The organism is Kitasatospora aureofaciens (assembly GCF_019192735.1).
Lineage (GTDB): Bacteria > Actinomycetota > Actinomycetes > Streptomycetales > Streptomycetaceae > Kitasatospora > Kitasatospora aureofaciens_A.
Genome location: NZ_JAHTKP010000013.1, coordinates 106740 through 130223, shown reverse-complemented (window position 1 = coordinate 130223; position 23484 = coordinate 106740). Strand labels below are relative to the sequence as shown.

23 protein-coding genes and 2 tRNA genes are annotated in these 23484 nt (G+C 72.5%); 10 read left to right on the top strand and 15 right to left on the bottom strand.

The features are described from left to right. Nucleotides 1-2 precede the first annotated feature (2 nt). Together KV557_RS16370 and KV557_RS16365 are read left to right on the top strand one after the other, a co-directional pair. Entirely contained in the window at nucleotides 3-914 is a 912-nt protein-coding gene (locus tag KV557_RS16370) for a peptidase (RefSeq protein WP_256177482.1), read from the top strand. Between the two features lie 96 nt (nucleotides 915-1010). Continuing rightward, nucleotides 1011-1442, top strand: coding sequence for a universal stress protein (locus KV557_RS16365; RefSeq protein WP_218200814.1), 432 nt, complete (start codon nucleotides 1011-1013; stop codon nucleotides 1440-1442). 18 nt (nucleotides 1443-1460) lie between these two features. On the opposite strand, the gene KV557_RS16360 is transcribed toward KV557_RS16365, so the two are convergent. From KV557_RS16360 to KV557_RS16315, 10 genes are all read right to left on the bottom strand, one after another. Then, nucleotides 1461-3077, bottom strand: a complete 1617-nt coding sequence (locus tag KV557_RS16360) for a DUF2079 domain-containing protein (RefSeq protein WP_308129927.1) — start codon at nucleotides 3075-3077, stop codon at nucleotides 1461-1463. 1 nt (nucleotide 3078) lies between these two features. Continuing rightward, nucleotides 3079-4281 carry a glycosyltransferase 87 family protein gene (locus KV557_RS16355; protein ID WP_308129926.1) on the bottom strand — a complete coding sequence of 401 codons (1203 nt, stop codon included), beginning with the start codon at nucleotides 4279-4281 and terminating at the stop codon, nucleotides 3079-3081. 410 nt (nucleotides 4282-4691) lie between these two features. Beyond that, nucleotides 4692-4765, bottom strand: a tRNA-Ala gene (locus KV557_RS16350). An 82-nt stretch (nucleotides 4766-4847) separates the two neighbouring features. Continuing rightward, on the bottom strand, nucleotides 4848-5882 hold the full coding sequence (gene sepX / locus KV557_RS16345; RefSeq protein ID WP_218200813.1) for a divisome protein SepX/GlpR: 1035 nt from the start codon (nucleotides 5880-5882) through the stop codon (nucleotides 4848-4850). Nucleotides 5883-6031: 149 nt separating this feature from the next. After that, nucleotides 6032-6658, bottom strand: coding sequence for a GNAT family N-acetyltransferase (locus KV557_RS16340; RefSeq protein WP_218200935.1), 627 nt, complete (start codon nucleotides 6656-6658; stop codon nucleotides 6032-6034). Then, a complete protein-coding gene (locus KV557_RS16335; RefSeq protein WP_218200811.1) occupies nucleotides 6655-7173 on the bottom strand; it encodes a MogA/MoaB family molybdenum cofactor biosynthesis protein in 519 nt (172 codons plus the stop codon). The genes KV557_RS16340 and KV557_RS16335 overlap by 4 nt, the downstream gene beginning before the upstream one ends. After that, complete coding sequence (gene moaC / locus KV557_RS16330) at nucleotides 7170-7610, bottom strand: cyclic pyranopterin monophosphate synthase MoaC (RefSeq protein ID WP_256177508.1); 441 nt, start codon at nucleotides 7608-7610, stop codon at nucleotides 7170-7172. Before moaC ends, KV557_RS16335 begins: the two co-directional genes overlap by 4 nt. A 179-nt stretch (nucleotides 7611-7789) precedes the next feature. Further along, nucleotides 7790-9130 (bottom strand): molybdotransferase-like divisome protein Glp, encoded by a 1341-nt coding sequence (gene glp / locus KV557_RS16325; protein WP_218200806.1) that lies wholly within the window; start codon nucleotides 9128-9130, stop codon nucleotides 7790-7792. Nucleotides 9131-9155: 25 nt separating this feature from the next. Continuing rightward, nucleotides 9156-10076 (bottom strand): UTP--glucose-1-phosphate uridylyltransferase GalU, encoded by a 921-nt coding sequence (gene galU / locus KV557_RS16320; RefSeq protein ID WP_218200804.1) that lies wholly within the window; start codon nucleotides 10074-10076, stop codon nucleotides 9156-9158. Nucleotides 10077-10101: 25 nt separating this feature from the next. Next, nucleotides 10102-11022, bottom strand: a complete 921-nt coding sequence (locus tag KV557_RS16315) for a GGDEF domain-containing protein (protein WP_218200803.1) — start codon at nucleotides 11020-11022, stop codon at nucleotides 10102-10104. Between the two features lie 83 nt (nucleotides 11023-11105). On the opposite strand from KV557_RS16315, the gene KV557_RS16310 reads away from it, so the two are divergent. Next, nucleotides 11106-11681, top strand: a complete 576-nt coding sequence (locus tag KV557_RS16310; protein ID WP_218200800.1) for a 5-formyltetrahydrofolate cyclo-ligase — start codon at nucleotides 11106-11108, stop codon at nucleotides 11679-11681. A gap of 66 nt (nucleotides 11682-11747) precedes the next feature. Here the strand turns inward: KV557_RS16310 and KV557_RS16305 are convergent, their stop codons facing one another. Beyond that, the gene (locus tag KV557_RS16305) at nucleotides 11748-14462 is read right to left on the bottom strand and encodes a penicillin acylase family protein (RefSeq protein ID WP_218200799.1); all 2715 of its coding nucleotides are present in this window, start codon (nucleotides 14460-14462) and stop codon (nucleotides 11748-11750) included. Between the two features lie 276 nt (nucleotides 14463-14738). Here KV557_RS16305 and KV557_RS16300 point away from each other — a divergent pair, with 276 nt between their 5' ends. The 5 genes from KV557_RS16300 to mscL all read left to right on the top strand — a co-directional run bounded on the left by KV557_RS16300 (nucleotide 14739) and on the right by mscL (nucleotide 19412). After that, on the top strand, nucleotides 14739-16223 hold the full coding sequence (locus KV557_RS16300) for a potassium/proton antiporter (RefSeq protein WP_218200797.1): 1485 nt from the start codon (nucleotides 14739-14741) through the stop codon (nucleotides 16221-16223). A 353-nt stretch (nucleotides 16224-16576) separates the two neighbouring features. Continuing rightward, nucleotides 16577-17932, top strand: a complete 1356-nt coding sequence (locus KV557_RS16295) for an MFS transporter (protein ID WP_308129925.1) — start codon at nucleotides 16577-16579, stop codon at nucleotides 17930-17932. 125 nt (nucleotides 17933-18057) lie between these two features. Further along, the gene (locus KV557_RS16290; RefSeq protein ID WP_218200795.1) at nucleotides 18058-18372 is read left to right on the top strand and encodes an FmdB family zinc ribbon protein; all 315 of its coding nucleotides are present in this window, start codon (nucleotides 18058-18060) and stop codon (nucleotides 18370-18372) included. 320 nt (nucleotides 18373-18692) lie between these two features. Continuing rightward, nucleotides 18693-18962 (top strand): hypothetical protein, encoded by a 270-nt coding sequence (locus KV557_RS16285; protein ID WP_218200792.1) that lies wholly within the window; start codon nucleotides 18693-18695, stop codon nucleotides 18960-18962. 30 nt (nucleotides 18963-18992) lie between these two features. Next, nucleotides 18993-19412 carry a large conductance mechanosensitive channel protein MscL gene (gene mscL / locus KV557_RS16280; protein ID WP_218200790.1) on the top strand — a complete coding sequence of 140 codons (420 nt, stop codon included), beginning with the start codon at nucleotides 18993-18995 and terminating at the stop codon, nucleotides 19410-19412. A 62-nt stretch (nucleotides 19413-19474) separates the two neighbouring features. Here mscL and KV557_RS16275 read toward each other — a convergent pair whose 3' ends face one another. Both KV557_RS16275 and KV557_RS16270 read right to left on the bottom strand, forming a co-directional pair. Further along, nucleotides 19475-19705: a hypothetical protein gene (locus KV557_RS16275; RefSeq protein WP_218200788.1), complete on the bottom strand. Its 231-nt coding sequence runs from the start codon at nucleotides 19703-19705 to the stop codon at nucleotides 19475-19477. A gap of 130 nt (nucleotides 19706-19835) precedes the next feature. After that, nucleotides 19836-20807, bottom strand: coding sequence for a sigma-70 family RNA polymerase sigma factor (locus KV557_RS16270; protein WP_218200786.1), 972 nt, complete (start codon nucleotides 20805-20807; stop codon nucleotides 19836-19838). Nucleotides 20808-21199: 392 nt separating this feature from the next. On the opposite strand from KV557_RS16270, the gene KV557_RS16265 reads away from it, so the two are divergent. Both KV557_RS16265 and KV557_RS16260 read left to right on the top strand, forming a co-directional pair. Further along, nucleotides 21200-22009, top strand: a complete 810-nt coding sequence (locus KV557_RS16265; RefSeq protein ID WP_218200784.1) for a phosphatase PAP2 family protein — start codon at nucleotides 21200-21202, stop codon at nucleotides 22007-22009. A gap of 21 nt (nucleotides 22010-22030) precedes the next feature. Beyond that, nucleotides 22031-22903: a carbon-nitrogen hydrolase family protein gene (locus KV557_RS16260; protein WP_218200782.1), complete on the top strand. Its 873-nt coding sequence runs from the start codon at nucleotides 22031-22033 to the stop codon at nucleotides 22901-22903. A gap of 48 nt (nucleotides 22904-22951) precedes the next feature. On the opposite strand, the gene KV557_RS16255 is transcribed toward KV557_RS16260, so the two are convergent. Together KV557_RS16255 and KV557_RS16250 are read right to left on the bottom strand one after the other, a co-directional pair. Further along, nucleotides 22952-23155 (bottom strand): hypothetical protein, encoded by a 204-nt coding sequence (locus KV557_RS16255; RefSeq protein ID WP_218200781.1) that lies wholly within the window; start codon nucleotides 23153-23155, stop codon nucleotides 22952-22954. Between the two features lie 255 nt (nucleotides 23156-23410). Beyond that, a tRNA-Arg gene (locus KV557_RS16250) sits at nucleotides 23411-23483 on the bottom strand. Nucleotide 23484: the final 1 nt, after the last annotated feature.

Below are 23484 nucleotides of genomic sequence, written 5' to 3'. Positions count from 1 at the left end.
CCATGACCGTCCCCATGCTGACCACGACCGTCCCGACGATGCGGCGCGCCCTGCGCGGCGCCCTCGCCGCCGCGGCCCTGCTGCCCGCCCTCGCGCTGGCCGCCCCGGCCGCCTCCGCCGCCTCGCCGTCCCCCTCGCCGAGCGCGAGCGGCACCGCGGCCCCGGCCACCAAGGCCGGCACCTCCTTCCTGACCGCGGTCAACCTCTCCCCCGGCCAGGACGCCAACGTCGCCACCTCCACCGGCGACTACCTGTACTGGGCGTTCGGCGCCTCCGAGGGCCAGACCCCGACGGTCGGCCTGACCGTCAACCTGGCCCCCGGCACCGACCGGCACGGCCCGCAGACCTGGACCGTCGAGGTCTTCGACGGGCTGCGCCGCCGCCAGGCCTGCACCGCCGGCACCCAGAACGCGACCGGCGACCAGAACGCCACCACGCTCTCGCTGAGCTGCACCCTGCGCGAGATCCGCTCCTGGGCCGAGCCGTGGTCCGGCGACCCGCTGCCCGGCACGTACTACGTGAAGCTCGCGGTCACCGACGTCCCGCAGCCGGACCTCGGCCTCGCCGCCTCCGTCCAGCTGCACGTCAGCGCCAAGGGCAACGCCGACAACGCCCAGCCGGAGGGCGGCGAGCTCAAGGCCCCGCTGGTCCCGCCGGCCGGCGGCGGCGCGAGCACCGCCAAGGCCGCGGCCCCGGTGGCGCCCGAGGACCACTGGTACACCGGCTGGTTCTCCGGCTGGAACAGCCGCTGGTACTGGACCATCGGCGGCGGCGCCCTGGCCGCCCTGGCGGGCGTGCTCGGCTACCGCCTGACCCGCCACCCGCGCGGTCACCGCCCGGCCCGCTACGGCTCCGTCCCGCCCCAGGCCGGCACTCCCCAGCCGGGCCCCTACGCGGGCTCCGAGCGCCACTGACCCACCCCGCCCCACCCCCCCCGGGGGCCGGCCGGACCCGCTCCGGCCGGCCCCCGGCCGTTTCCGCGCCCGCCCCGCCCGTCCTACGCTCGAAGCATGGCCCGGCAGCCCGACGGCAGGATCGTGGTCGGTGTGGACGGCTCCCCGCTCTCCCACGCCGCCGTCCGCTGGGCGGCCCGGCTGGCCGCCCTCACCGGCTGCGCGCTGGAGGCGGTCACCGTCTGGGACTTCCCTTGCCTCTACGGCGACCACGGCCTCGTCCCGCCCGCCCTGGACGGCTTCGCGCCCGAGCGCCGCGCCGCCGAGATCCTCGACGAGACGCTGGCCGGCTGCACCGCCGCACTCGACGTCCGCCGCCGCCTCCCGGCCGGACCGCCCGGCCCCGCCCTGGTGGCCGCCGCCGAGGGCGCCACCGCCCTGGTCATCGGCAGCCGGGGCCGCTCCGCCCCGCCCGGCGCCGCCCTCGGCACCGTCAGCCAGTACTGCGTCCACCACGCCCCCTGCACCGTGGTGATCGTCCGGGACTGACCCCGACGCGGCGGCGCGTCAGCCGCGGAACAGGTTGTGCCCCACATCGGACGGGACGACGTCCTGGATCGGCTTGCTGCCCGGCCCCGGCACGTGCTCCCCGGGGATGGGGTCGGTGCCTTCCCGGTGCAGGAGGGCCACGCCGTCCTCGGCCCAGATCTGCCGGTACCCGTGGTCCAGCAGCAGCTGGATCCGGTCGGCCTGCTGCCTGTCCGTGGCGAACGGGAACGACCGCTTGTTGGACCTGGTGAGCACGTACTCCCGTCCGCGCGGCGTCTCGTCCACCAGCACCACGTCGGTCCTGGCGGTCAGCCGCGGCGCGATCTGGTTGTCCGCCTCGACCGACGCACCGTCGGGAATGAGCGCGGCCGCCCGCACCAGGGCGGCCTCGCTCGCCTTGGGCTGCCAGGAGGACGGCACGGCGAGCTGCATCAGCCCGATCGGCACCGCGGCGAGCAGCGCGCAGCCCGCCGTCGCCAGGCCCAGCGTGCGGGCCCGCTGGGCGGTCCGCTCGCCGGCGGTCAGCCGGCCCAGCACCTCGATGGTGGCCGTGAGCAGGATCGGCCAGAGCATGGAGTCGTAATGGCGGGCGATCGACCAGTGGTTGGGGTTGCTGGAGAGCACCCGCTCGGCCAGCAGCGGAAGCGCGCACAGCACGGTCGCCGACCGCAGCGGCAGCAGGAACATCGTGCCGAAGAGCCAGAGCAGCAGCAGCGGCTTGAGCGGCTGGTCGAAGGCCGCCTGCACCAGCAGCAGCGGGTCGTGCAGCAGGTTGCGCAGCGCACCGCCAGCATCGGGGCCGAGCGAGCCGTAGTTCCAGTAGTAGCCCGGCTCGCCGCCCATCCCCGGGATCAGCCACTTGATGGCCACCACCGCGGCGATCGGCCCGCCCAGCAGCAGGCCGAGGCCCGTGAAGCGGCCGGCGCGGTCCTCCGTGCCGCGGGTGCGCAGCAGCAGCACCAAGCCGTACGCCCCCACCATGAGGCCGAGGTCTTCCTTGGTGCAGCAGAGCAGGACGGCGGCGAGCACCACCGTGCCGTACTTCCGCGCGAGTCCGCGCTCCAGCATCAGCAGGGTCAGCGGGACCGCGAAGGCGACCTCGTGGAACCCGACCCGGGAGGCGACCAGCAGCGGCCACCCGAGCGCGTAGACGAGCCCGGCCAGGTCGGCGGCACGGCGGGCGGTCCGCGGCTCGGTGGCGGCGAAGCAGTGGGCGGTGATCCGCCGGATCAGCGGCACCCCGGCCGCGAAGAGCAGCGCCTGGCCGATGATCAGCGAGCGCGGGTCGTCCCAGATCCAGTACAGCGGCGCGAGCAGGGCCAGGACCGGGGAGAAATGGTCGCCCAGCAGGGAGAAGCCCGGCGGGAATTCGTGGTGGTAGCTCTTCAACGACGAGACGGGCAGCCCGAAGTGGGCGTACCCGCGCACGCCCTGGTCGAAGATGCCGAGATCGAAGCCGCCGAGCGACACGGACGTCCAGCCCTGCATGCCGATGGCGCACATGACGGCGAAGCAGAGGACGCTGAGCAGCGCGGTGCGCCCGGCCGGCGTGTGAAGGACGGCCGAGGAGGGCTTCCGGACACCGGGCGCGGCTTCGGCAAGCGGCGCCGACGTGGCTTCTGTCTGAGTGGTCACGTCAGATCTGATTCGTCAGTGCGGCATCATGATCGGCCGTGCTGCGCGAGAGGGCCCAGGCACCTCCGGACCCGTTGCCGGCCTGACGGTATGCGCGGTACAGCCGCAGCCCCACGACGACGAGAACGGCAATGCCCATGGGCGGGTAGATCGCGCCGGGCAGCTGCCAGTACCAGGCGACACCGCGCCCCCACCGGTGCGGCACCACCCACATGATGTGGGAGAGGAACACCACCAGCGTCACGCCGAGCAGCACCCGCCGCGCCCTGGTCCTGGCCTCCACGACCAGCAGCGCGATGAGCGGGATGCACCAGACCCAGTGGTGGGTCCAGCTGATCGGCGAGACCAGCAGCGCGGTGAACGCGGCGCAGACGGCGCCCCACGCGTCGGCCCGGCGCAGCACCCGGGCGGAGCGCCCGGCCAGGACGGCCACCGCAAGGCCTAGCGTCCCGACGACGGCGGAGGCGGCGAGCCCGACCAGGCCCGGGTCGTTGACGTCGAGCAGCCGGCAGACGGCCCCCCGGAGCGACTGGTTGTCCACGAGGACGGTGACGCCGACCCGGCTCGGGTCCCAGAGGTACTTGGTCCAGAACCCGATGGAGGCGTCGGGCAGCACGAGCCATCCGATCAGACCGGCCGCCAGGAACGTGCCGCCCGAGACCAGGGCGGCCCTGATACGGCCCGTCAGGAGCAGGTACACGGCGAACAGGCCGGGCGTGATCTTGATGGCGGTGGCCAGGCCGATGCCCACGCCCTTGAACCGGCTCCGGTCCGGCCGGGTCAGGTCCCACAGGACCAGGCAGAGGATGCCGAGGTTGACCTGGCCGTACTGGAAGGTGGTGTACACCGGCTCCAGCCAGACGCCGAGGCCCGTCGCGAGAATCGCGGCGGCCGGACGGTGACGTGCGCCGGGCCACCCGATCAGACGGAGGGAAAGGTAGACGGCCAGGCCGAGCAGGCCGAGGTTGAGGAGCTGCACCAGGACGCGCAGGGTGCTCACGTCGAACCAGGTGCTCGGCACGAACAGCATCGCGGCGAACGGCGGGTAGGTGGCCGGCAGGTCCCACCCGGGCAGGCGCATCGCGTACAGGTCCTCGCCGCGGACGACCGCGGCGCCCTCGGCCCGGTAGACCAGCATGTCGACCATGGTCGCCCCGGTGAAGTGCCGCACCAGGGCGAACACCGCCAGTGACACCGCTGCCACGCAAGCCGCTACGATGGTCCAGGACTTCGATCTTGCGGGTGCCGAGGCGCCGTTGGGCCCCTCCGTTTCTGCCTGCCGTGCCCACCGTGTAAGACCGAACTCTCGCACCGCGATGGCACCCCGTTGAGATAGACCAGATCATTCCGTCGTCAGCGTCTGGGCCCACCCACCATAACCGACCCCTCTGAGGGGCCGACCGCGGCTCAGTCCGCCCCGGGATCCGCCGCCGGACCACCGCCGACCCGGCCCCTCGACCTCGCGTCCAAACCGCGTCAGAAACCGTCCCGGGCACGGCGTGACCTCCGACACAGACCGGTCCCGGATCCGCCCGGATCCCCAAAACGCGAAATCCCGCCCGGAGTTGCCTCCGGGCGGGATTTCGGTGAACCGGTCGGAACCGGTCCGTTGGGTGGAGCTGAGGGGATTCGAACCCCTGACCCCCTCGATGCGAACGAGGTGCGCTACCGGACTGCGCCACAGCCCCAACGAGAAGAAACTCTAGCACCTTTCGGAGGGGGTCTGTGACCACCCTCCGGATCGCACTGCTGGTCGGGGGCCGGAGCCGGTCACTCGTTGGCGGCGCGCGGGCGGGACTCGGAGGCCGGGGGTTCGGCGTACTGGTCGAACAGCGGGGTGTTGCGCGATTCCGTCGGGCGCCCCGCGGTCCAGGTGCCGGGGGCCGACAGGTCGAGGCCGCGGGAGACCCGGGGGGCGACCGGCGCGGTGACGTAGGTCGGCAGCGGGACGGGCACCGGTTCCCAGGAGTCCGGGCCGGCCGCACCGCGCTCACGCATGCCGTCGACCCACTCCTCGTGCTCGGTCGCCTCCGCCACCGCCGAGGCCGACGGGACGGCGACCGCGGCTTCCTCCGGCTCGGTGGCCAGCCGCAGGTGCGGGCGGCGCCCGACGCGCGGCTCGTCGGCCGGCCCCGGCGCCGGGGCGGTGACGGCCTCGGTCGCGGCCTCCTCGGCTGCCCGGGCCTCGGCGCGCTGCCGCTCGCGCTTGCGCAGCCGCTCGGCGGCCTGCGCGGCCCGGGCGCGGTCGAGCTTCACCTCGTACCGCTGGCGCTCCAGCTTGCGCAGGTGGCCGATGTAGAGGGTGAGGAGGACCGCCGGGACGGCCGGGACCCACAGGAAGGCCAGTCCGGCCACCGCCGCGACCACCGCGCCGAGCGCGAAGGCCAGGAAGAGGACGGTGACCATCCGGCGCCGGCGGGCCAGCAGCCGCGCCCGGCGCTCGGTGCCGGCCGGCGGCACGGGAGCCGGCCGTTCGGCCGGGCGCTCCACCGGGTGTTCGACCCGGTGTTCGGCCGGGGGTTCCGCCGGGGGTTCGGCCGCCCGCTCCGCGGGGTCGCCGGAGGCGGCCCCGTCCCGTCCGGGAGGGCCGTCGTTGCTCTGCTCGTCGCCACGCGGTTCGTCGCCCAGGGCCCGGGCCGCCCGCCGCTCCAGCGCCGAACGCCCGGCCAGCAGGCGGATGGCGGTGCTGAAGCGTTCCGTCGGGCGCGCCTCGTTGAGTTCGTCCTGCCTGCGGAGCCACATGGGCACCAGATAGGCGGCCCAGGCCCCTACGATGACGGCGTAGATAAGGCCGCTACTGCTCACGATTCACACCGTAGGGCGCCAGGGAAGGCCTGGCAGCAATTTGGCACGGCGTGTCGTGTGATCAAGCTGATTCTCCGACTATTTTGCCGGTATTTGTGCCCGTCCGTCGCTGCGCCGATGCCATATCGATATTTGATTCGAACATATATTCAATTACCCGGTCCGTAGCCGGAACTGAGCGCCCGCCAGCGCTCCAGCATCCCCTCGGGAACTTCCTCGGCGGTCAGCGCGTACACGAGGTGGTCCCGCCAGTCGCCGTCGATGTGGAGATAGCGCGGGCGGATTCCCTCCGAGCGGAAGCCGAGCTTTTCCACCACCCGGCGGCTCGGGCCGTTCTCCGGGCGGATGCAGACCTCGATGCGGTGCAGGCCGAGGTTGCGGAAACAGTGGTTCACCGAAAGCGCCACGGCGGTCGGCATGATGCCGCGCCCGGCCACCGCCTCGTCGATCCAGTAGCCGACGTTGGCAGAGCACATCGAGCCCCAGGTGATGCCGCCGACGGTCAGCTGGCCGACCAGCTGGCCCTTGTAGAGCACGACGAAGGGCAGCATCCGGCCGGCCGAGGCCTCACCGCGCAGGAAGCGGACCATCTGCCGGAAGGTCGGGCGCGGCCCGGCGGCCTGGCCGGCCGGTCCGGGCGGCACGGTGGCCTCCCAGCGGCGCAGCCAGTCCCGGTTGCGGCGGCTGACCTCCTGCCACTCGCGCTGGTCGCGGGCCCGGATCGGGCGCAGCGCGACCTCCCCCTCGTGGAGCTCGACCGGCCAGCCGGCGTTCAGTGCGCTCTCCCGGAAGCCGGTGCGTCGGGCCGGGGGTGGTCCCCGCCGCCGAGCTGGTCGACGGCGTGGGCGAGCAGCGGCTCCAGGACGGCCAGGCCGTCCCTGACTCCGCCGGTCGAGCCCGGCAGGTTGACGATCAGGGTACGTCCGGCGAGGCCGGCGAGCCCGCGGGAGAGGGCCGCGGTCGGCACCTTGTCGCGGCCGTACGCGCGGATCGCCTCGGCGATGCCGGGGATCTGCCGGTCGATCACCCGGGCGGTCATCTCGGGGGTGAGGTCCATCGGCGAGATGCCGGTGCCGCCGGTGGTCAGCACCACGTCGTAGCCGGCCGCGACGGCCTCGCGCAGGACGGCCTCCACCGGTTCGCCGTCGGGGACGACCCGGGGGCCGTCGGCGGTGAACCCCATCGCGGTCAGGCCGGCCACCAGCAGTGGGCCGCCCTTGTCCTCGTAAACGCCGGCCGAGGCGCGGTTGGACACCGTGACTGCCAGTGCCTTCCCGGCCGATGCCTTCACTCCGCCACCTCCGGCGCGAACCAGTCGCCGCTCTTGCCGCCGGTCTTGCTGAGCACCCGGACGGACTCGATGGTGGCGCCCTTGTCCACCGCCTTGACCATGTCGATGACGGTCAGCGCGGCCACCGTGACGGAGGTCAGCGCCTCCATCTCGACTCCGGTGCGGTCGGCGGTCCGCACGGTGGCGGTGATCTCGACCGCGTCGTCCGCGACGGCGAGGTCGACCTTGACGCCGGAGACGGCGATCGGGTGGCAGAGCGGGATCAGGTCGGGGGTCTTCTTGGCGCCCATGATCCCGGCGATCCGGGCGACCGCGAGGGCGTCGCCCTTGGGCACGCCCTCGCCGCGCAGCAGTTCGACCACCTTCGGGGAGACCCGGACCCGGCCGGCCGCGACGGCGGTGCGCGCGGTGGTGGCCTTCTCGGAGACGTCGACCATCCGGGCCGCGCCCTGGTCGTCGACGTGGGTGAGGCGGTCGCCGGGGGGAGGTGTCGTCACGGGTGGCTCCAGGGGCGCGCAGATCGAATACCGCGCTACCGTACAGCTCCCCCGCCCCGCCGCGCGGGAGGGGCCGGATCACGGGACGGGCGCCCCGCCCGGTGAGCCTCGGACGAGCCTCAGGAGTCGAGCAGGACCACGTCCACCTCACTGCTGGCGGGCAGCTCGGTGACGTCCTCGGGGACGGTGATCAGACAGTTCGCCCGGGCCAGCGCGCCGACCAGGTGGGACTCGGCGCCGCCGACCGGCTCGACCGTGCCGTCGGCCGCCGAGTAGCGGCCGCGCAGGAACTGCCGCCGGCCGGCCGGGGAGCGCAGCGCCGCCGGGCAGAGCGCGCGGACCACCGGGCGGTGGACGTCGGCGGCACCGAGCATGGTGCGGATGACCGGGCGGACGAACAGCTCGAAGGAGATGTACGCGCTGACCGGGTTGCCGGGCAGGGCGAGCAGCGGCACACCGGCCGCACCGCCGATCCGGCCGAAGCCCTGCGGCTTGCCCGGCTGCATCTTCAGCCTCCGGAAGTCGACACCCCCGTAGGACTCGAAGACCTCCTTGACCACGTCGTACGCGCCGACGCTGACCCCACCGCTGGTGACGATCAGGTCGGCACGGCCGAGCTGGTCCTCCAGGACGGCGCGCAGCCGGGCCGCGTCGTCCGGGACGCCGCCGACCCGGTAGGCGATGGCGCCGGCCTCCTGGGCGGCAGCGGTGAGGGTGAAGCTGTTGGAGTCGGGGATCTGGCCGGGCCCGACCGTCTCGCCGGGCTGGACCAGCTCGCTGCCGGTGGACAGCACCACGACCCGCGGGCGCGGGCAGACCTTCACGGTGGCCCGGCCGATCGCGGCGAGCAGGCCGAGCTGGGTGGGGCCGAGCCGGGTACCGGCCTCCAGGACGCGGGAGCCGGCCGCGACGTCGCTGCCGCGGCGGCGGATGTGCGCGCCCTCGGCGACCGGGCGCAGGACCCGGACCTCCTCGTCCTCGACGGCCGCGGTCATCGCGTCGGCTGCCACACCGGTGCCGGTGCCGCCGTCGGTCCACTCGACCGGGGCGACGGCCTCGGCGCCGGGCGGGACGGGGGCGCCGGTCATGATCCGGGCGGCCTGGCCGGGGCCGACCCGGGGCAGCTCCCCGGCGCCGGCGGCGATGTCGCCGACCACGACGAGCACCGAGGGGTACTCGGCGGTTGCCCGGGCGGTGTCGGCGGTGCGGACGGCGTAACCGTCCATCGAGCTGTTGTCGAAGGGCGGCAGGTCACCGCCCGCGAGCACGTCCTCGTCGAGCCGGCAGCCGCGGGAGTCGAGCAGCTGGAGCTCGATGGCGGGCAGCGGGCCGACCGAGGACAGGACGTCGGCGAGGTGCTCGTCGACGGTCCAGAGGCGAGGAGCCGCCGGTGCCGGGTCCGCGGCGCCGTCGCAGCAGGCTGCGGTGGGGCTGGTGGTGTGCTCCGTGGACCCGGTCATCGGCGGCTCGCTCTCTGTCGGTGTGTCAGTCCTGCAGCTCGGAGGCGACGAACTCCCGCAGCCAGGAGCGGAACTCCGGGCCCAGGTCCTCGCGCTCGGAGGCCAGTCGGACGATAGCGCGCAGGTAGTCGGCGCGGTCACCGGTGTCGTAGCGGCGGCCCTTGAAGAGCACGCCGTGCACCTGGCCGCCGGTCTCCGGGGAGCGGGTGGTCAGCTCGCGGAGGGCGTCGGTGAGCTGGATCTCGCCGCCGCGGCCGGGCTTCGTCTCGCGCAGCACGTCGAAGACCGACGGGTCGAGGACGTAGCGGCCGATGACGGCGTAGTTCGACGGGGCGTCGGCGGTGTCGGGCTTCTCGACCAGGTCGGTCACCTGGAAGACGTCCTCGCCGAAGCCGTTCGGCTTGACGGCGGCGCAGCCGTACAGGTGGATCTGGGAGGGGTCGACCTCCATGAGGGCGACGACCGAGCCGCCGAGCTCCTGCTGGACCTCGATCATGCGGGCGAGCAGCGGGTCGCGCGGGTCGATCAGGTCGTCACCGAGCAGGACGGCGAAGGGCTGGCCGGCCACGTGCTGCTCGGCGACCGAGACGGCGTGGCCGAGGCCCTTCGGGTCGCCCTGGCGGACGTAGTGCATGTTGGCCAGATCGACGGACTCCCGGACCCGGCGCAGGCGGTCCTCGTCACCCTTGCGGGCGAGCAGCTCCTCCAGCTCGTAGGCGCGGTCGAAGTGGTCCTCCAGGGCGCGCTTGTTGCGGCCGGTGACCATCAGTATGTCGGACAGCCCGGCGGCGGCGGCCTCCTCGACGACGTACTGGATGGCCGGCTTGTCGACGACGGGCAGCATCTCCTTCGGCGTGGCCTTGGTGGCCGGGAGGAAGCGGGTGCCCAGTCCGGCCGCGGGTACCACGGCCTTGGTTACCGGAATTCGAGAGTTGGTCGTCGTCATGCGTAAACCTTACTAAGGCACGTTTTCACCCGTCCGGGCACGATCCGGACGACTGGGAGGGCCCGTCGCCGGGGCCGGCCGCGGTGGCAGGCGTCTGGGAAACGACCGGCGTGGTGAGGGGGTCCCCGCCGGCACAGGGCGACAGACTACCCGGCTTTTCCGAACGGTCACGTTCGGCAGTCGACCCGTTCTCCGTACCGGAAGTGAGGGGCTCGGGAAGGTGTGGTGGACGCGTTCTGCGCCAGCAGTCGCCGCCCGCCGCGCGGGCCTCGGCGAGCGCCCGGTCGGCGGCTCGGAGGAGGACCGCGGCGTGCGTGCCGTCCTCGGGGAGCACGGCGACGCCGACGGCGGCGGTCAGGCCGTTGCCCTGCGCCGGGCGGGGCTCGCGGGGGCCGGAGGACCAGTCGAGCAGCAGGTGCCGGCGGACCGACCAGACCAGCCGTTCGGCGACCTGCGCGGCGCCATCGGCGCCGGTGTCCGGCAGGACCACCAGGAACTCCTCGCCGCTGTACCGGCCGAGGGTGTCGGCGCGGCGGATCTCCATCGCGAGCCGCTGGGCGAGGTCGCGCAGTATCGCGCTGGCCCGGCCGCGGCCGTGCTCGGCGACGACCGCGTCGAAGCCCGCGATCTCCAGCAGCAGCACGGCCAGCGGGCGCGGCCCGTCCTGCTGGTCGGTGTGCTCGGCGCGGCGGGAGCGCTCGATCTCCCGGTCGAGGGTGAGCTGGAGGTGCCGGTAGTTCCACACGCCGGTGAGCGGGTCGCAGGACGCGGTGCGCTCCAGCTCGGCGCAGCGGCCCTCCAGCTCGGCGACCCGCTCGTGCAGCCGCGCCTCCCGGCCGGCGGCCTGCTCGCCCGTCCGGCGCAGCCGCAGCCCGAGCACGGCGGTGCCGGCCAGCGCGGGGACGCTCAGCGCGGCCAGGGCCTGGACCAGGAGCGGGGTGGGCAATCGGGCCGCCCTTTCGCGTGTCAGGCTCTGCCGTCGGAGGCACGTCGAAGGCCCGTCGGGCGCAGAGCTGCGGAGGAGATCCCATGTACAACGAGAAGCGTGCGCTGAGGACACGGCTACTGGCCGACCGTCGTGCACTCACCATGGAACAGCGCACGGAGACGGCGCGCGAGCTGGCTCTGCACGCCGGGGAGCTGGCGGCACCGGGCGCCACCGTCGCCGCGTACGTCTCGGTCGGCGCCGAGCCGGGGACGGGCCCGCTGCTGGACGCGCTGCGGGCGCGCGGGGTGCGGGTGCTGCTGCCGGTGCTGCTGGCCGACAACGACCTGGACTGGGCGGTGTACGAGGGGGCGGACGCGCTGGCCCCGGCCGGGCGCGGGCTGCTGGAGCCGGTCGGGCCGCGGCTGGGTCCGGAGGCGGTGACGGACGCGGCGGTGGTGCTGCTGCCGGGGCTGGCGGTGGACCGGCACGGGCTGCGGCTGGGTCGGGGCGGCGGCAGCTACGACCGGGTGCTCGCGCGGCTGGAGCGGGCGGGGGCGCGGCCGGTGCTGGCGGTGCTGCTGTACGAGCACGAGCTGCTGGCGGAGGTGCCGGGCGAGTCGCACGACCGGCCGGTCGACGTGGCGGTCACGCCGTCGGGGCGGCACGGGCTGGGGTGAAACGGCGGCAGCGGGAAACGGCGGCGGCCCCGCTCATTCCGAGCGGGGCCGCCGTGGCGTGGTGCGTCAGCCGTTGGTGAGGACCAGTTTGTGCTTGGTCGCCTTCTCGACCGCGTCCGGCGAGTAGGCCCAGGTCAGCAGCTTGCCCTTGAGCCAGAGGTCGGTCTGGTCGTTGTAGTTGTCGTGGAAGGCGTGGCCGGAGGCGCCGCCGACGTTGATCCAGCGCGAGGAGTCGAAGTCGCTCAGGTCGACCACCATCCGCATCGACGGGATCCAGTCCACCTGGTAGCCGGCCGCCGCGTTCCAGCCCGCCGCGTCGACCGCCGCCGAGCCGCCGGAGAGGCGGTACGGGCCGCGGTTCAGCAGCTTGTGGACCAGGCCGGAGGCGATCGACGAGTCGTCGCTGCCGAGGGTCTGCTCGCGCAGCTCCAGCTTGTGCAGACGGCCCCAGCTCCAGGTGGAGACGTCCTTGCTGAGCAGCGAGGTCAGGTCCTGGCGGGCGTTCTTCATCGCCTCCTTGAGCAGGTTGTCCAGGCCCTTCTGCTCCTTGTGCTGCGAGTCGATGTACGTCCACCACGAGCTGTCGGGCTTGTCCAGCTGCTGGCGCACCACCTCGGTCCAGCGGTCGCCGCCGTCCGGCTGGGCCTTGCCCGGGTCGCGGGTGCCGCACTCGGTGACGATCTTGCTGGAGCTGTCCGGCTTGGTCGGGTCGTCCTGCTGGCGGACCAGCAGGCAGTTTCCCTTCGCCCGCAGGTCGGCCGGGAACTTCTGGCCGAAGGCGAGGCTGAGCAGCTGGCGCCAGACGCCGTTGTAGTAGGCGGCGGCGGCCGAGTCGGCGTCCTGGTGGTAGTTCCAGTCCTTCAGCAGGTCCTGGGCCTCGCGCACGTACGGGTCGTCGATCTGCTGCTTGAGCAGCAGCGGGACCAGGGTCTTGGCCATGATGCTGGTGTTGTCCAGCTGCAGGGTCTGCATGTCGTCCGGCGAGATCTTGCCGTTGTTCTTGAGCAGGCCCTCGATCTGGTCGGTGATCTCCTTGGCCCGGGTGCCGTACTCCCAGTCCTTGGTCAGGTTGTACTTGTAACTCTGGTCCACCACGGCCTGGTTGGCGGTGACGATGTAACCGGCGGACGGGTCCAGGCCGTACGGCAGGGCGGTGAAGGGGATCGAGCCCTTCCACTGGTAGGCGGAGTCCCAGCCCGGGGCCGGGAGGGTGCCGCCGTCGCCCTTGCCGCGGATCGGGATGTCGCCCGGGGCCTGGTAGCCGATGTGCTTGGCGTCGGCGTAGATCAGGTTCTGCGCGGGGACGGCGAAGTCCTTGGCTGCACCCCGGAACTCGTCCCAGTTCTTCGCCTTGTCCAGCTCGAACACGGCGTCCATCGTCTTGCCGGGGTTGAGTGCGGTCCACTGCAGGGCGACGCCGTAGCCGCCGGTGCCGCGGTCGGGGGCGGCGCTGCCGTTCGGGGCGTACTTGCCGACGTTCTGCTGCTCGGTGCTCTGGTCGGAGATGAGCGGAGCACCGGTCTGGGTGGTGCGGACGGTGATGGTGCGGTCCTCGCCGCCGGCGACCTTGATGGTCTCCTTGCGGAGGTCGAACTTCACGTCCTTGCCGTCGACCTGGTACGTGTCCGGGCCGGTGACCTTTTCCAGGTACAGGTCGGTGACGTCGGCGCCGAGGTTGGTGAAGCCCCAGGCGATGTCCTTGTTGTGGCCGATCATCACGCCCGGCATGCCGGCGAAGGTGAAGCCGGAGACGTCGAACTGGCAGGCCGGCGAGGCGGTGCGGCAGTGCAGGCCCATCTGGTACCAGACGGACGGCAGGCCGGGGCCGAGGTGCGGGTCATTGGCCAGCAGCGGCTTGCCGGTGGTGGTGTGGGTGCCCGCCACCACCCAGGAGTTGGAGCCGATGCCCTGGCCCGGGCGGCCGAGGAGCTGCGGCATGGCGTCGATCCGGTCGGTGAGGCCCTGGAGCAGCGCCTTGGTGGTGGCCGCGCCCTGGGCGGTGGCGGTGCCGGGGGCCGCCGCCTGGGTGGAGCCGTCGGCCGGGCGGTAGGTGTCGCCGACGACGGTGCCGGTCTTCAGGATCGTGCCGTTGCGGCTGTACGGGTACTCCGGGTACAGCTCGGCGATCTTCTCCGGGCTGAAGTCCTGGGCCAGCAGCGAGCGGTCGATCTCCTCCTGGAGGTTCCCGGAGAGGTTCCAGGCCATCGCCTTGAGCCAGGCCACCGAGTCGACCGGGGTCCACTGCTCGGGCTTGTAGCTGCTGTTGACGGCGCCGAGCAGCGTGTACTCCAGCGAGGCCTTCTCGCCGCCCGGGTGCTCGCCCAGCCACGCGTTGACGCCGTCCGCGTAGGCCTGGAGGTACTTGTTGGTCTCCGGCGACAGCTTCTTGATCTCCTGCTCCGCCACCCGGCGCCAGCCCATGGTGCGGATGAAGGTGTCGGTGTCGACCTGGCTGTCGCCGAACATCTCGGAGAGGCGGCCGGCGGTGATGTGCCGGCGGACGTCCATCTCCCAGAAGCGGTCCTGCGCCTGGACGTAGCCCTGGGCGCGGAAGAGGTCCTCGGAGGTGTCGGCGTAGAGCTGCGGGATGCCGTTGGCGTCCCGCTTGACGTCGACCGGCGCGCTCAGGCCCGCCACCTTCACGCTGCCGTCGACCGTCGGGTAGGACGCGCGGACCGCGGAGACCCCGCGGTAGCCGCCGTAGCCGACGCCGGCCACCAGCAGCACGACCAGCACGATCACGATCAGACGGGCGCGCCGGAACTTCTTCGAGCGGGGCATCTGGGTCCTTGCGGTCCTCGACTTCGGGGCGGGCGGGCGTGTCCAGGGCCTTCGGCCGTGACAGGGCACCACATTAGGCCGAGTCGGCCGGGTGGCGTGCACGGGGGCTTGGTGGGGCCTGCCCGAGGAACCAAACTAAAGATATGGCAAAATGTTAGAATGAGTAACGATCCGCAAGAGGAGCATTGACGCCTTCTTAACGGGTCGTCCGCGAAGCACCACCCTCTGCACCACCAGACACCCCGCCCGCCCGCTGCCTGCCCGAGGTGCCCCTGCGTGAACATCGACCACCTGAACCAGCTGCTCCTTGAGTTCTCCGCGATCCTGCTGGTCGCGGTGGTCGCCGTACGCATCTCGACCCGATCAGGGCTGCCCAGCCTGCTGATCTACCTCGGCATCGGCGTGGCGCTCGGCCAGAACGGCATCGGCATCACCTTCAACAACGCCGAACTGACCCAGGTGCTCGGCTACACGGCCCTCGTGGTCATCCTCGCCGAGGGCGGTCTGAAGACCAGCTGGAGAGAGGTCAAGCCGGTGATGCCGGCGGCCACCGTGCTCGCCACCGTCGGCGTCGGCGTCAGCGTGTTCGCCACCGCGGCCGGCGCGCACTGGCTGGTCGGCCTGGACTGGCGGACCTCGATGCTGCTCGGCGCGATCGTCTCCTCCACCGACGCCGCGGCGGTCTTCTCCGTCCTGCGGATGGTCCCGCTGCCGCACCGGCTCACCGGTCTGCTGGAGGCCGAGTCCGGCTTCAACGACGCGCCCGTCGTCATCCTCGTCGTCGCCTTCGCCACCACCGGCGAGCTGGACTCCTGGTACGTCCTGGTCGGCACGATCATCGCCGAGCTGGCGATCGGCGCGGCGGTCGGCCTCGCGGTCGGCAAGCTCGGCGCGTACGGGATCAAGCACGTCGCCCTGCCGTCCTCCGGCCTGTACCCGATCGCCGTGATGGCGCTGACGGTGCTCGCGTACGCGGGCGGCGCGCTGCTGCACGGCTCCGGCTTCCTCGCCGTCTACATCAGCGCGGTGATCCTCGGCAACTCCAAGCTGCCGCACGGCCCGGCCGTCCGCGGCTTCGCCGACGGCCTGGCGTGGATCGGGCAGATCGGCATGTTCGTCCTGCTCGGCCTGCTCTGCACGCCCGAGACGATGGGCTCCGCCGTGGTGCCCGCGCTGGTCATCGGCGCCGTGCTGGTCTTCCTGGCCCGGCCGCTCTCCGTGGTGCTCACGCTGACGCCGTTCAAGGTGCCCGGTCGGGAACAGGCCCTGCTGAGCTGGGCCGGGCTGCGCGGGGCGGTGCCCATCGTGCTCGCCACCATCCCGATGGTCTCGGGCGCGCCGATGGCCCAGGACGTGTTCAACATCGTCTTCATCCTGGTCGTCGTCTTCACCCTGCTCCAGGGCCCGACCCTGCCGTGGGTGGCCAAGCGGCTGCGGATCGGCGAGGGCGCGATGGGCCAGGACCTCGACATCGAGTCCGCGCCGCTGGAGAAGCTGCACGGCCACCTGCTGTCGGTCGCGCTCTCCCCCGCCTCGCGGATGTCCGGGGTGGAGGTCAGCGAGCTGCGGCTGCCCAAGGGGGCGGCGGTCACCCTGGTCGTGCGGGAGGGGAACTCCTTCGTGCCGGACCGGACGACCGTGCTGCGCGCCGGGGACGAGCTGCTCGTCGTCACGACGGACGAGGTCGGCGAGGCGGCGGAGCGGCGACTGCGGGCCGTGGACAAGGGCGGCAAGCTCGCGGGGTGGCTGCACGGGCGGTGAGGCGGCGGTTCGGCCTGGGGTTCCGGGTTGGGCCTGGGTTTCCGGGTTGGGCCTGGGTTTCGGGGTTCGACCTGGCTTTCTGGGCTGGATCTGGGCTTCCGGCTTGGATCTAGGCAATCTACGCGCGTAACTGTATGCTGGCCGGGATACTCCGTTTAACTACCGTTAGACCACCCCAGCATCTGCCTGATGCAGAGTTGGCGCGACCGCTCGGCGGCTGCGGCCCGGTCCCCGGCAACCACGCCGGACCGGCCCGGTATCTACCCCGGTCGACGCGCGAGAGGACGACTCTCGGCGCCGTCGGGGCCACCCCATGCCCCTTCCGCGCTACCAGGCAGCAGGAAGGACCGACCGTGACGGCCCGCCGAACGGTCGATGACGCCACGGACACCCGCACCGCCCCCGACGCCGGCCCCGCCCGCGTCGGGTACGGCGCGCTGCTGCGCACGCCGGGTGCCTGGACGTTCCTGGCGCCCGCGTTCATCGCGCGGCTGCCCTACGCGATGCTCAGCATGGGCATCCTCATGCTCATCACGGGCGCCGGCGGCTCGTGGGGCACCGCAAGCACGGTCGCCGCCGTCGCGGCCGTCGCGCAGGCCCTGATCGGGCCGCAGACCGGACGGCTCGCCGACCGCTTCGGGCAGGCCGCGGTGCTGGTCCCGACCGTCGTCGTGCACGCGGTGTCGGTCGGCACGCTGATCGCGCTGGTGCTCGGCCACGCGCCGACCTGGAGCCTGTTCGCGGCCGCGGCCCCGGCCGGCGCCAGCATTCCGCAGATCGGGGCGATGGTCCGGGCCCGCTGGATCTCGCTGTTCACGGCGGAGTCGGCCGGTTCGGAAGGATCGGCCGGTTCTGCGGGGAAGGTGAGTACCGCGTTCGCGTTCGAGTCCGTGACGGACGAGTTCACCTTCGTGGTCGGCCCGATCCTGGCCGCGGGGATCGCGACCACGATCAACCCGGCGACCGGGCTGATCGCCGAGGCCGCGCTGACCGTCGTCGGCGGTCTGGCCTTCGCGGCCCAGCGGCGCACCGCGCCCGCCCGGCAGACCCACCGGCCCGGCGCCCGCCGCACCTCCGCGCTCGCCTCGCCCGGCGTCCGGCTGCTGGCCGGGTCCTTCCTCGGAGTGGGTGCCGTCTTCGGCGGCATGCAGGTCTCGATGACCGCCTTCGCCGACTCGGTCGGGCAGCACGGCGCCGCAGGCACCGTGTACGGAATCTTCGCCGGCGGCTCGATGCTGGCCGGTGTGCTGTACGGCGTGATCGCCTGGCGGCGGTCCGTCCAGCAGCGGATGATCACCAGCTACGCGCTGCTGGTGCTGGGGTGCTCGACGCTGTGGGCGATGCCCAACCTGGTCGCGGTGACGGTCGCCGGACTGGTCTGCGGGCTGGCCATCGCGCCGACCCTGATCAGCGGTTACACCCTGGTCGAGACGCTGGTGGCGGACGGCGCCAAGACGGAGGCCTTCACCTGGCTGACCGGAGCCATCGGCCTCGGACTGGCGACCGGCGCCATGGTGGCCGGGCGGCTGATCGACGGCCACGGGCCGTCGGTCGGGTTCCTGGTGCCGGTGGGCGGCGCCGGGCTGGGCCTGCTCGCGCTGGTCTCGCTGCGGCATCTGCTGGTCGCGCCGGGCGGTGCGAGCACCGTGGTCGCGGGCTCCTCCGAACTGGGCGGGGCACCGCAGCTGGTGGGCGCCGCCAAGGGCTGAACCAGCCGTGGCGGATGCCCGAACCGGGCCCATCTCACACCGGAGTCGCTGGACTGATCCAGCGGAATACCGCATCATTGACCATCGTTAGCACTCATCAGGCGCGAGTGCCAGGAGGAAGTCAAGTGCCCACGTACCAGTACCAGTGCACCGAGTGCGGTAACGGCCTGGAGGCGGTGCAGAAGTTCACCGACGAGGCGCTCACCACGTGCCCCGACTGCCAGGGAAAGCTGCGCAAGGTCTTCTCGGCCGTGGGCGTGGTCTTCAAGGGCTCCGGTTTCTACCGGACCGACAGCCGCTCGTCCTCCAGCAGCTCGGTGGGCTCCGGCTCGTCCTCCGGCTCCTCGACGTCGTCGGCGTCGTCCTCGTCGGCGTCGTCCTCGGGCGGCTCGTCGAGCAGCTCGACCTCCTCGGCGAGCCCGGCTCCGGCCGCGAGCTGACCTCAGCAGACCCACGAAAGGCCCGTTGGCCCCGCGTTTCGGCGGGGTCGGCGGGCCTTTCGCATGCCCTGGGTTCGCATGCCCTGGGTTCGCATGCCCTGGGTTCGCATGCTCTAGGTTCGCGTGGCCTCGGTTCAGATGCCCCTGGCGTCATCACGGGCCGGCTGAAGTCATGCGCGCGAGTGGGCGAAGTTGTCCACACCCCCACGGTTTTCCACAGGCTGCGGATAACGTCTTTCGGTGTTCCGGGCGGGCGCGCATCGTAGGGGTCACCAGAGACCGACCGGCCCGGGTGGGCCGGATTCCCCGGAGGTGACCCCATGACGACTCTCAGCTTCTCCGTCCCCCTGCCGGCGCCCGCCGTGCCGCCCCGGCGGGAGGTGCCGCGCTTCCCGCCGATCCGGCGCGGGGCCGGCGGGTGGCACCGCTGGCGGCACGCCGTCCGGCGGCGGGCCGGGGTGCCGGCGCTGGTGCTGCTCGCGGTGGCCGCGGCGCTCGCGGTCGATCCGGCGCGGGCCGGGCTGCCGCCGCCGGGCGGTGCGGTGAGCCGGACGGGTTGTCAATCCGAAGCATCGGAAGATCACCCGTGACCTCGGAGCGACTTCGTCGTTCACGGCGGCATGAAAGGCTTCAAGGAATTCCTGCTGCGTGGAAATGTCGTCGAACTCGCCGTCGCCGTCGTCATCGGCGCGGCCTTCACCAACATCGTCAACGCCTTCGTCAAGGGCGTGATCAATCCGATCGTCGGCGTTTTCGGGGCCAAGGACCTGGCGTCCTACAGCTCCTGCCTCAAGGGGCCCTGCGAGGTGAGCGCCACCGGTGAGGTCACGCGCGGCATCTTCATCCTGTGGGGCTCGCTGCTCAGCGCAGCCCTGCAGTTCCTGATCACGGCGGCCGTCGTCTACTTCTTCCTGATCGTGCCCATGAACAGGCTCGCCGCCAAGCGCAAGAGCCCCGCCGAGGTGTCGGCGGCGGCCGAGGCCAAGGATGTCCAACTGCTCACCGAGATCCGCGACGCGCTGGTCACGCAGCAGCGCTGAGCACCGTTTCGACCCGTCGCCTTAAGCCCGTCCCCGTTAACGCCTGTCCCCGTTAGCCCCGCTCAGTCCCCATGGTGCGGCGGGCGCTGGCTCAGGTACCAGTCCAGCCCTCGCCCACCGCCGTCCCCCGCCCCGGGGCGGTCGCCCCAGCCGGTGTTGGTGTCGTCCCTGGACTGCCGGTCCAGCGGGTCGCCGAAGACGAGACGCGCCTTGGCCCTGGCCTTCGCCTTCGCCGCCGCCTCCGGGTCCGATTCGGCCGGCTCCGGCTGCCGTCCCTGTTCCTGCTCACCCACGTGGCTCACCCCGATCGTTCTGTCCCTCCAGCCTAAGAGGCTCGTGGCATGCCGCAGGCCCTGGTGCGGAGCGCTCCCCACCGGGGCCCAGGTCACGGCCCACCTGTCAGTCGGCTATTCGGGCAGCCGCTCAGGCCGCCTCGAAGCCGGCGTGGTCGGCGATCTTCTTCAGCTCGGCCAGCGCGTGCTTCTCGATCTGCCGGATCCGCTCACGGGTCAGGCCGTGCTGCTTGCCCACCTCGGTGAGGGTGCGCTCGCGGCCGTCCTCCATACCGTAGCGGGAGCGGATGATCGAGGCCGTACGGTCGTCCAGCCGACCGATCAGGTCGTCCAGCTCCTCGCGGCGGAGCATGACCATCACGGCGTCCTCGGGGGACGTCGCCCCGGTGTCCTCGACCAGGTCGCCGAACTGGGTCTCGCCCTCGTCGTCGACCGACATGTTCAGGCTGACCGGGTCGCGCGCCCAGTCCAGCACGTCCTTGATCCGGGCCTCGGTGGTGTCCAGCTCGGCCGCGATCTCGGCCGGCTCGGCCTCACGGCCCAGCTCCTTGGACTTCTCCCGCTGCACGCGGCGGATCCGCCCCAGCTCCTCGACCAGGTGGACGGGCAGCCGGATGGTGCGGGACTGGTCGGCGATCGACCGCGTGATCGCCTGCCGGATCCACCAGGTGGCATAGGTGGAGAACTTGAATCCCTTGGCGTAGTCGAACTTCTCGACGGCCCGCACCAGGCCCGCGTTGCCCTCCTGGATGAGGTCCAGCAGCGGGAGGCCGCTGCGCGGGTAGCGGCGGGCGACCGCAACCACAAGACGGAGGTTGGAGCGGATGAAGACGTCCTTGGCGCGCTCGGCGTCCTCGGCTATCGCCTCCAGTTCCTCGCGCTTGACGCCGTCGGGGAACTCGCCCGCGTCCAGCAGGTGCTGGGCGTACACGCCGGCCTCGATCCGCAGCGAGAGCTCGACCTCCTCGGCAGCATCGAGCAGGGGCGTCCTGGCGATCTCGTCGAGGTACATGCCGACCAGGTCACGGTCGGCCTCAAGGTTGGTCGGGCGGGCCGCGCGAGTCCGGTCGGCCCTGTCGCGAACGACGGCACGGGTGGCCATGCTTGCTCCCTTTGCTGGTGTTGCCGAGGTCTGCCTGCCTGCCCCGAGCGGGCAAGAAATGCGGGCCCCGCGGGGCTCACACGTAACGATCCAACGAACAGATTCCGGACAACATTCCCAAGTCGCTCAGATTCTTCCCAGCGATGCAGTATCCTGCCGGTTTTCACGCAACTTCTGGACGCAGGGTGACCGGCCGGGCGCCTCGGGTGCGCACCGAACGACCGGTTCGGAGCGGATACTTGCAGAACCCGCGAACCGCTGCGCTCGTTCCCGTACATCCCGGTTCCCGCCCGCGCTCACGCCCCGGTGCACTCAGATCCTCCCCACAAACGATGCCGAATCGCTATCACTCCGGCGCCCGATCGGCGCGGGACGCTGGGAAGGTGTCAGGCATGCACCTGACCAACAGCTCGTCCTCCATCACTGCGCGTCACCGTCGCCTCCTCCGGGACGCGGCGCTCGCGGTGGGCTGTGCCGCGCTGTTCGGTCTGCTGGCCGCCCTGGTGACCCAACACTGGGCACCGCTCGACCGGCTCGACCGGGACTGGATCGGCGAACTGCACACCTACGCCAGGGAGCACCGCGCCTGGACCGCCTCGGTGCAGACCCTCTCCGACATCGGCGGCACGCTCACGATGCGTACCCTGCTGGCCATCGCGGCCGGCTGGCTCTGGCTGATCGGCGCCCGGGTGCTCGCCGCGTGGGTCGCCGCCCAGGCCTTGGTCGGGTGGGGTGCCCAGTGGACGCTGAAGCTCGCCATCGGCCGTCAGCGGCCGACGTTCAGCGACCCGGTCTCACACGCCGGCGGCCCGGCCTTCCCCTCCGGGCACGCCATGGCCTCGGCGATCACCTGCGCCGTGCTGGTCGCCCTGGTCTGGCCGCGGGCCGGGCGCCGCGCCCGGATCACCGCCTGCACGGTGGCCGTGGTGACCGTGCTGACCATCGGCTGGACCCGGGTCGCCCTGGGCGTGCACTGGCCGAGCGACGTGCTCGGCGGCTGGCTGGCCGCCGGCATGGTGCTGGGCGCCGTCACCGCCGTGACCGAACTCTGGTGCCCCGGCGCCCTGGCCCGGGACGTCCGTCGGGTCAACTGGCGGACCAGGCCCCGGGTTCAGCGTGTCGTCGCCCAGTCGATCCGCCCGGCCCGTGGCGGCGGCTCCCGCGACGAGAGCGCCGACCACCCCGACGGGGCCGTCCGCTGAGGGCCGTCTAGCGTGGTAGGCATGTCCCGTACCCAGGAACCCGCTGTCGCGCCCCACGCTCGTTACCCCGAACGGCCGTTGACGATCGCCACCGTCCAGGCCCAGGCCGTGGCCGGCGACATCCCCGCCAACGCGGCCACCGCCGCCGAACTGATCCGCGAGGCCGCCGCCTCCGGCGCCCGGCTGGTGCTCTTCGCCGAGAAGTTCCTCTCCGGCTACGAGCCCGAGCTGATCAGCAGCGATCCGCTCAAGTACGCCGTGCAGCCCGGCGATCCGCGCCTCGCGCCGATCGCCGAGGCCTGCCGCACCACGGGCACGGCCGCCGTGGTCGGCGCCGCCGTGCAGGACGGCCCCGATCTGCGCGTCTCCGCCCTCGTGTTCGGCCCGGACGGCGCCTTCGTCACCCGCTACGACAAGCAGCACCTGTTCAAGGCCGAACGCGACTACTACCGCCCCGGAACGGACGGTTGCACCCTGGAGCTCGACGGCTGGCGGCTCGGCCTCGGCGTCTGCTACGACTCCGGCTTCCCCGAGCACGCCCGCGCCGCCGCCCTGGACGGCTGCCACGCCTACCTCGTCGGCGCCCTGTTCAGCGTGGGCCACGGCCACCACGAGTCCCGCACCTGGTTCCCCGCCCGCGCACTCGACAACACCCTGTACACGGTGCTCGCCAACCACATCGGCACCACCGGCGGCTGGCACACCTGCGGCGGCAGCGCAGTCTGGACCCCGGACGGCCGCCTCCTCGCCGAGGCAGGCGAGGACCGCCGCGAAGTCCTCCTCGCCACCCTCGACCCCACCGTCCTGCGCACCACCCGAGAAACCGAAACCCTCCTCGCCGACCTGCCCACCCACCTCCCACCCGGCCCCCGCACCCACGTCACCCTGGCCTGAGCGCACCACCGCCCGGGTCGCGCGCCCAGCTCGGGGAGTGACTGTGGCTCAGGTTGTTTGCATCGCTGCTACGGCTGTCAGCCGGACGACGCGGCGGGCGGGGAGGATGCCGGTCAGGCCGGTCAGGGTGGTCAGGGACAGGGCGGCCAGGACCGGGAGGGCGGTGGTGGTGGAGCCGTCCGCGCGGGCGAGCCGCACGTCGGCCCCGGGGGCAGCGTCGATCCGGCGCGCGGTGTCGGCGTCGAGCAACACCTCACCGGGCGCACCCGGCCACCGCCCGTCCTTCAGCAGCTGCCGGCGCAGCGGAAGCGGTCTGGCTGAAGGAGTCCACCGGCGCCCCGCTCCCGCTGACCGAGGCGATCAGGAACGTCACCCCAGCGCGAGATCGCGGCCCCGCTCAGGACGAGCTACCGCAGCTGCCCTCGCAGCTCGGCCCGTCCCCGCCCTGACCAGGCACGGAACGCCGAGAGGCCCCCACCCGGGCGGGCGGAGGGCCTCTGCGATCTGTGCCCCAGGCAGGATTCGAACCTGCGACACCGGCTTTAGGAGAGCCGTGCTCTATCCCCTGAGCTACTGAGGCG

Bases quoted from the DNA above. Each gene is read 5' to 3' on its own strand.
- KV557_RS16370 (WP_256177482.1), top strand. From the start codon at position 3: ATGACCGTCCCCATGCTGACCACGACCGTCCCGACGATGCGGCGCGCC.
- KV557_RS16365 (WP_218200814.1), top strand. From the start codon at position 1,011: ATGGCCCGGCAGCCCGACGGCAGGATCGTGGTCGGTGTGGACGGCTCC.
- moaC (WP_256177508.1), bottom strand. From the start codon at position 7,610: ATGGTCGACGTCTCCGAGAAGGCCACCACCGCGCGCACCGCCGTCGCG.
- glp (WP_218200806.1), bottom strand. From the start codon at position 9,130: ATGACCGGGTCCACGGAGCACACCACCAGCCCCACCGCAGCCTGCTGC.
- galU (WP_218200804.1), bottom strand. From the start codon at position 10,076: ATGACGACGACCAACTCTCGAATTCCGGTAACCAAGGCCGTGGTACCC.
- KV557_RS16310 (WP_218200800.1), top strand. From the start codon at position 11,106: ATGTACAACGAGAAGCGTGCGCTGAGGACACGGCTACTGGCCGACCGT.
- KV557_RS16305 (WP_218200799.1), bottom strand. From the start codon at position 14,462: ATGCCCCGCTCGAAGAAGTTCCGGCGCGCCCGTCTGATCGTGATCGTG.
- KV557_RS16285 (WP_218200792.1), top strand. From the start codon at position 18,693: ATGACGACTCTCAGCTTCTCCGTCCCCCTGCCGGCGCCCGCCGTGCCG.
- mscL (WP_218200790.1), top strand. From the start codon at position 18,993: ATGAAAGGCTTCAAGGAATTCCTGCTGCGTGGAAATGTCGTCGAACTC.
- KV557_RS16270 (WP_218200786.1), bottom strand. From the start codon at position 20,807: ATGGCCACCCGTGCCGTCGTTCGCGACAGGGCCGACCGGACTCGCGCG.
- KV557_RS16265 (WP_218200784.1), top strand. From the start codon at position 21,200: ATGCACCTGACCAACAGCTCGTCCTCCATCACTGCGCGTCACCGTCGC.
- KV557_RS16260 (WP_218200782.1), top strand. From the start codon at position 22,031: ATGTCCCGTACCCAGGAACCCGCTGTCGCGCCCCACGCTCGTTACCCC.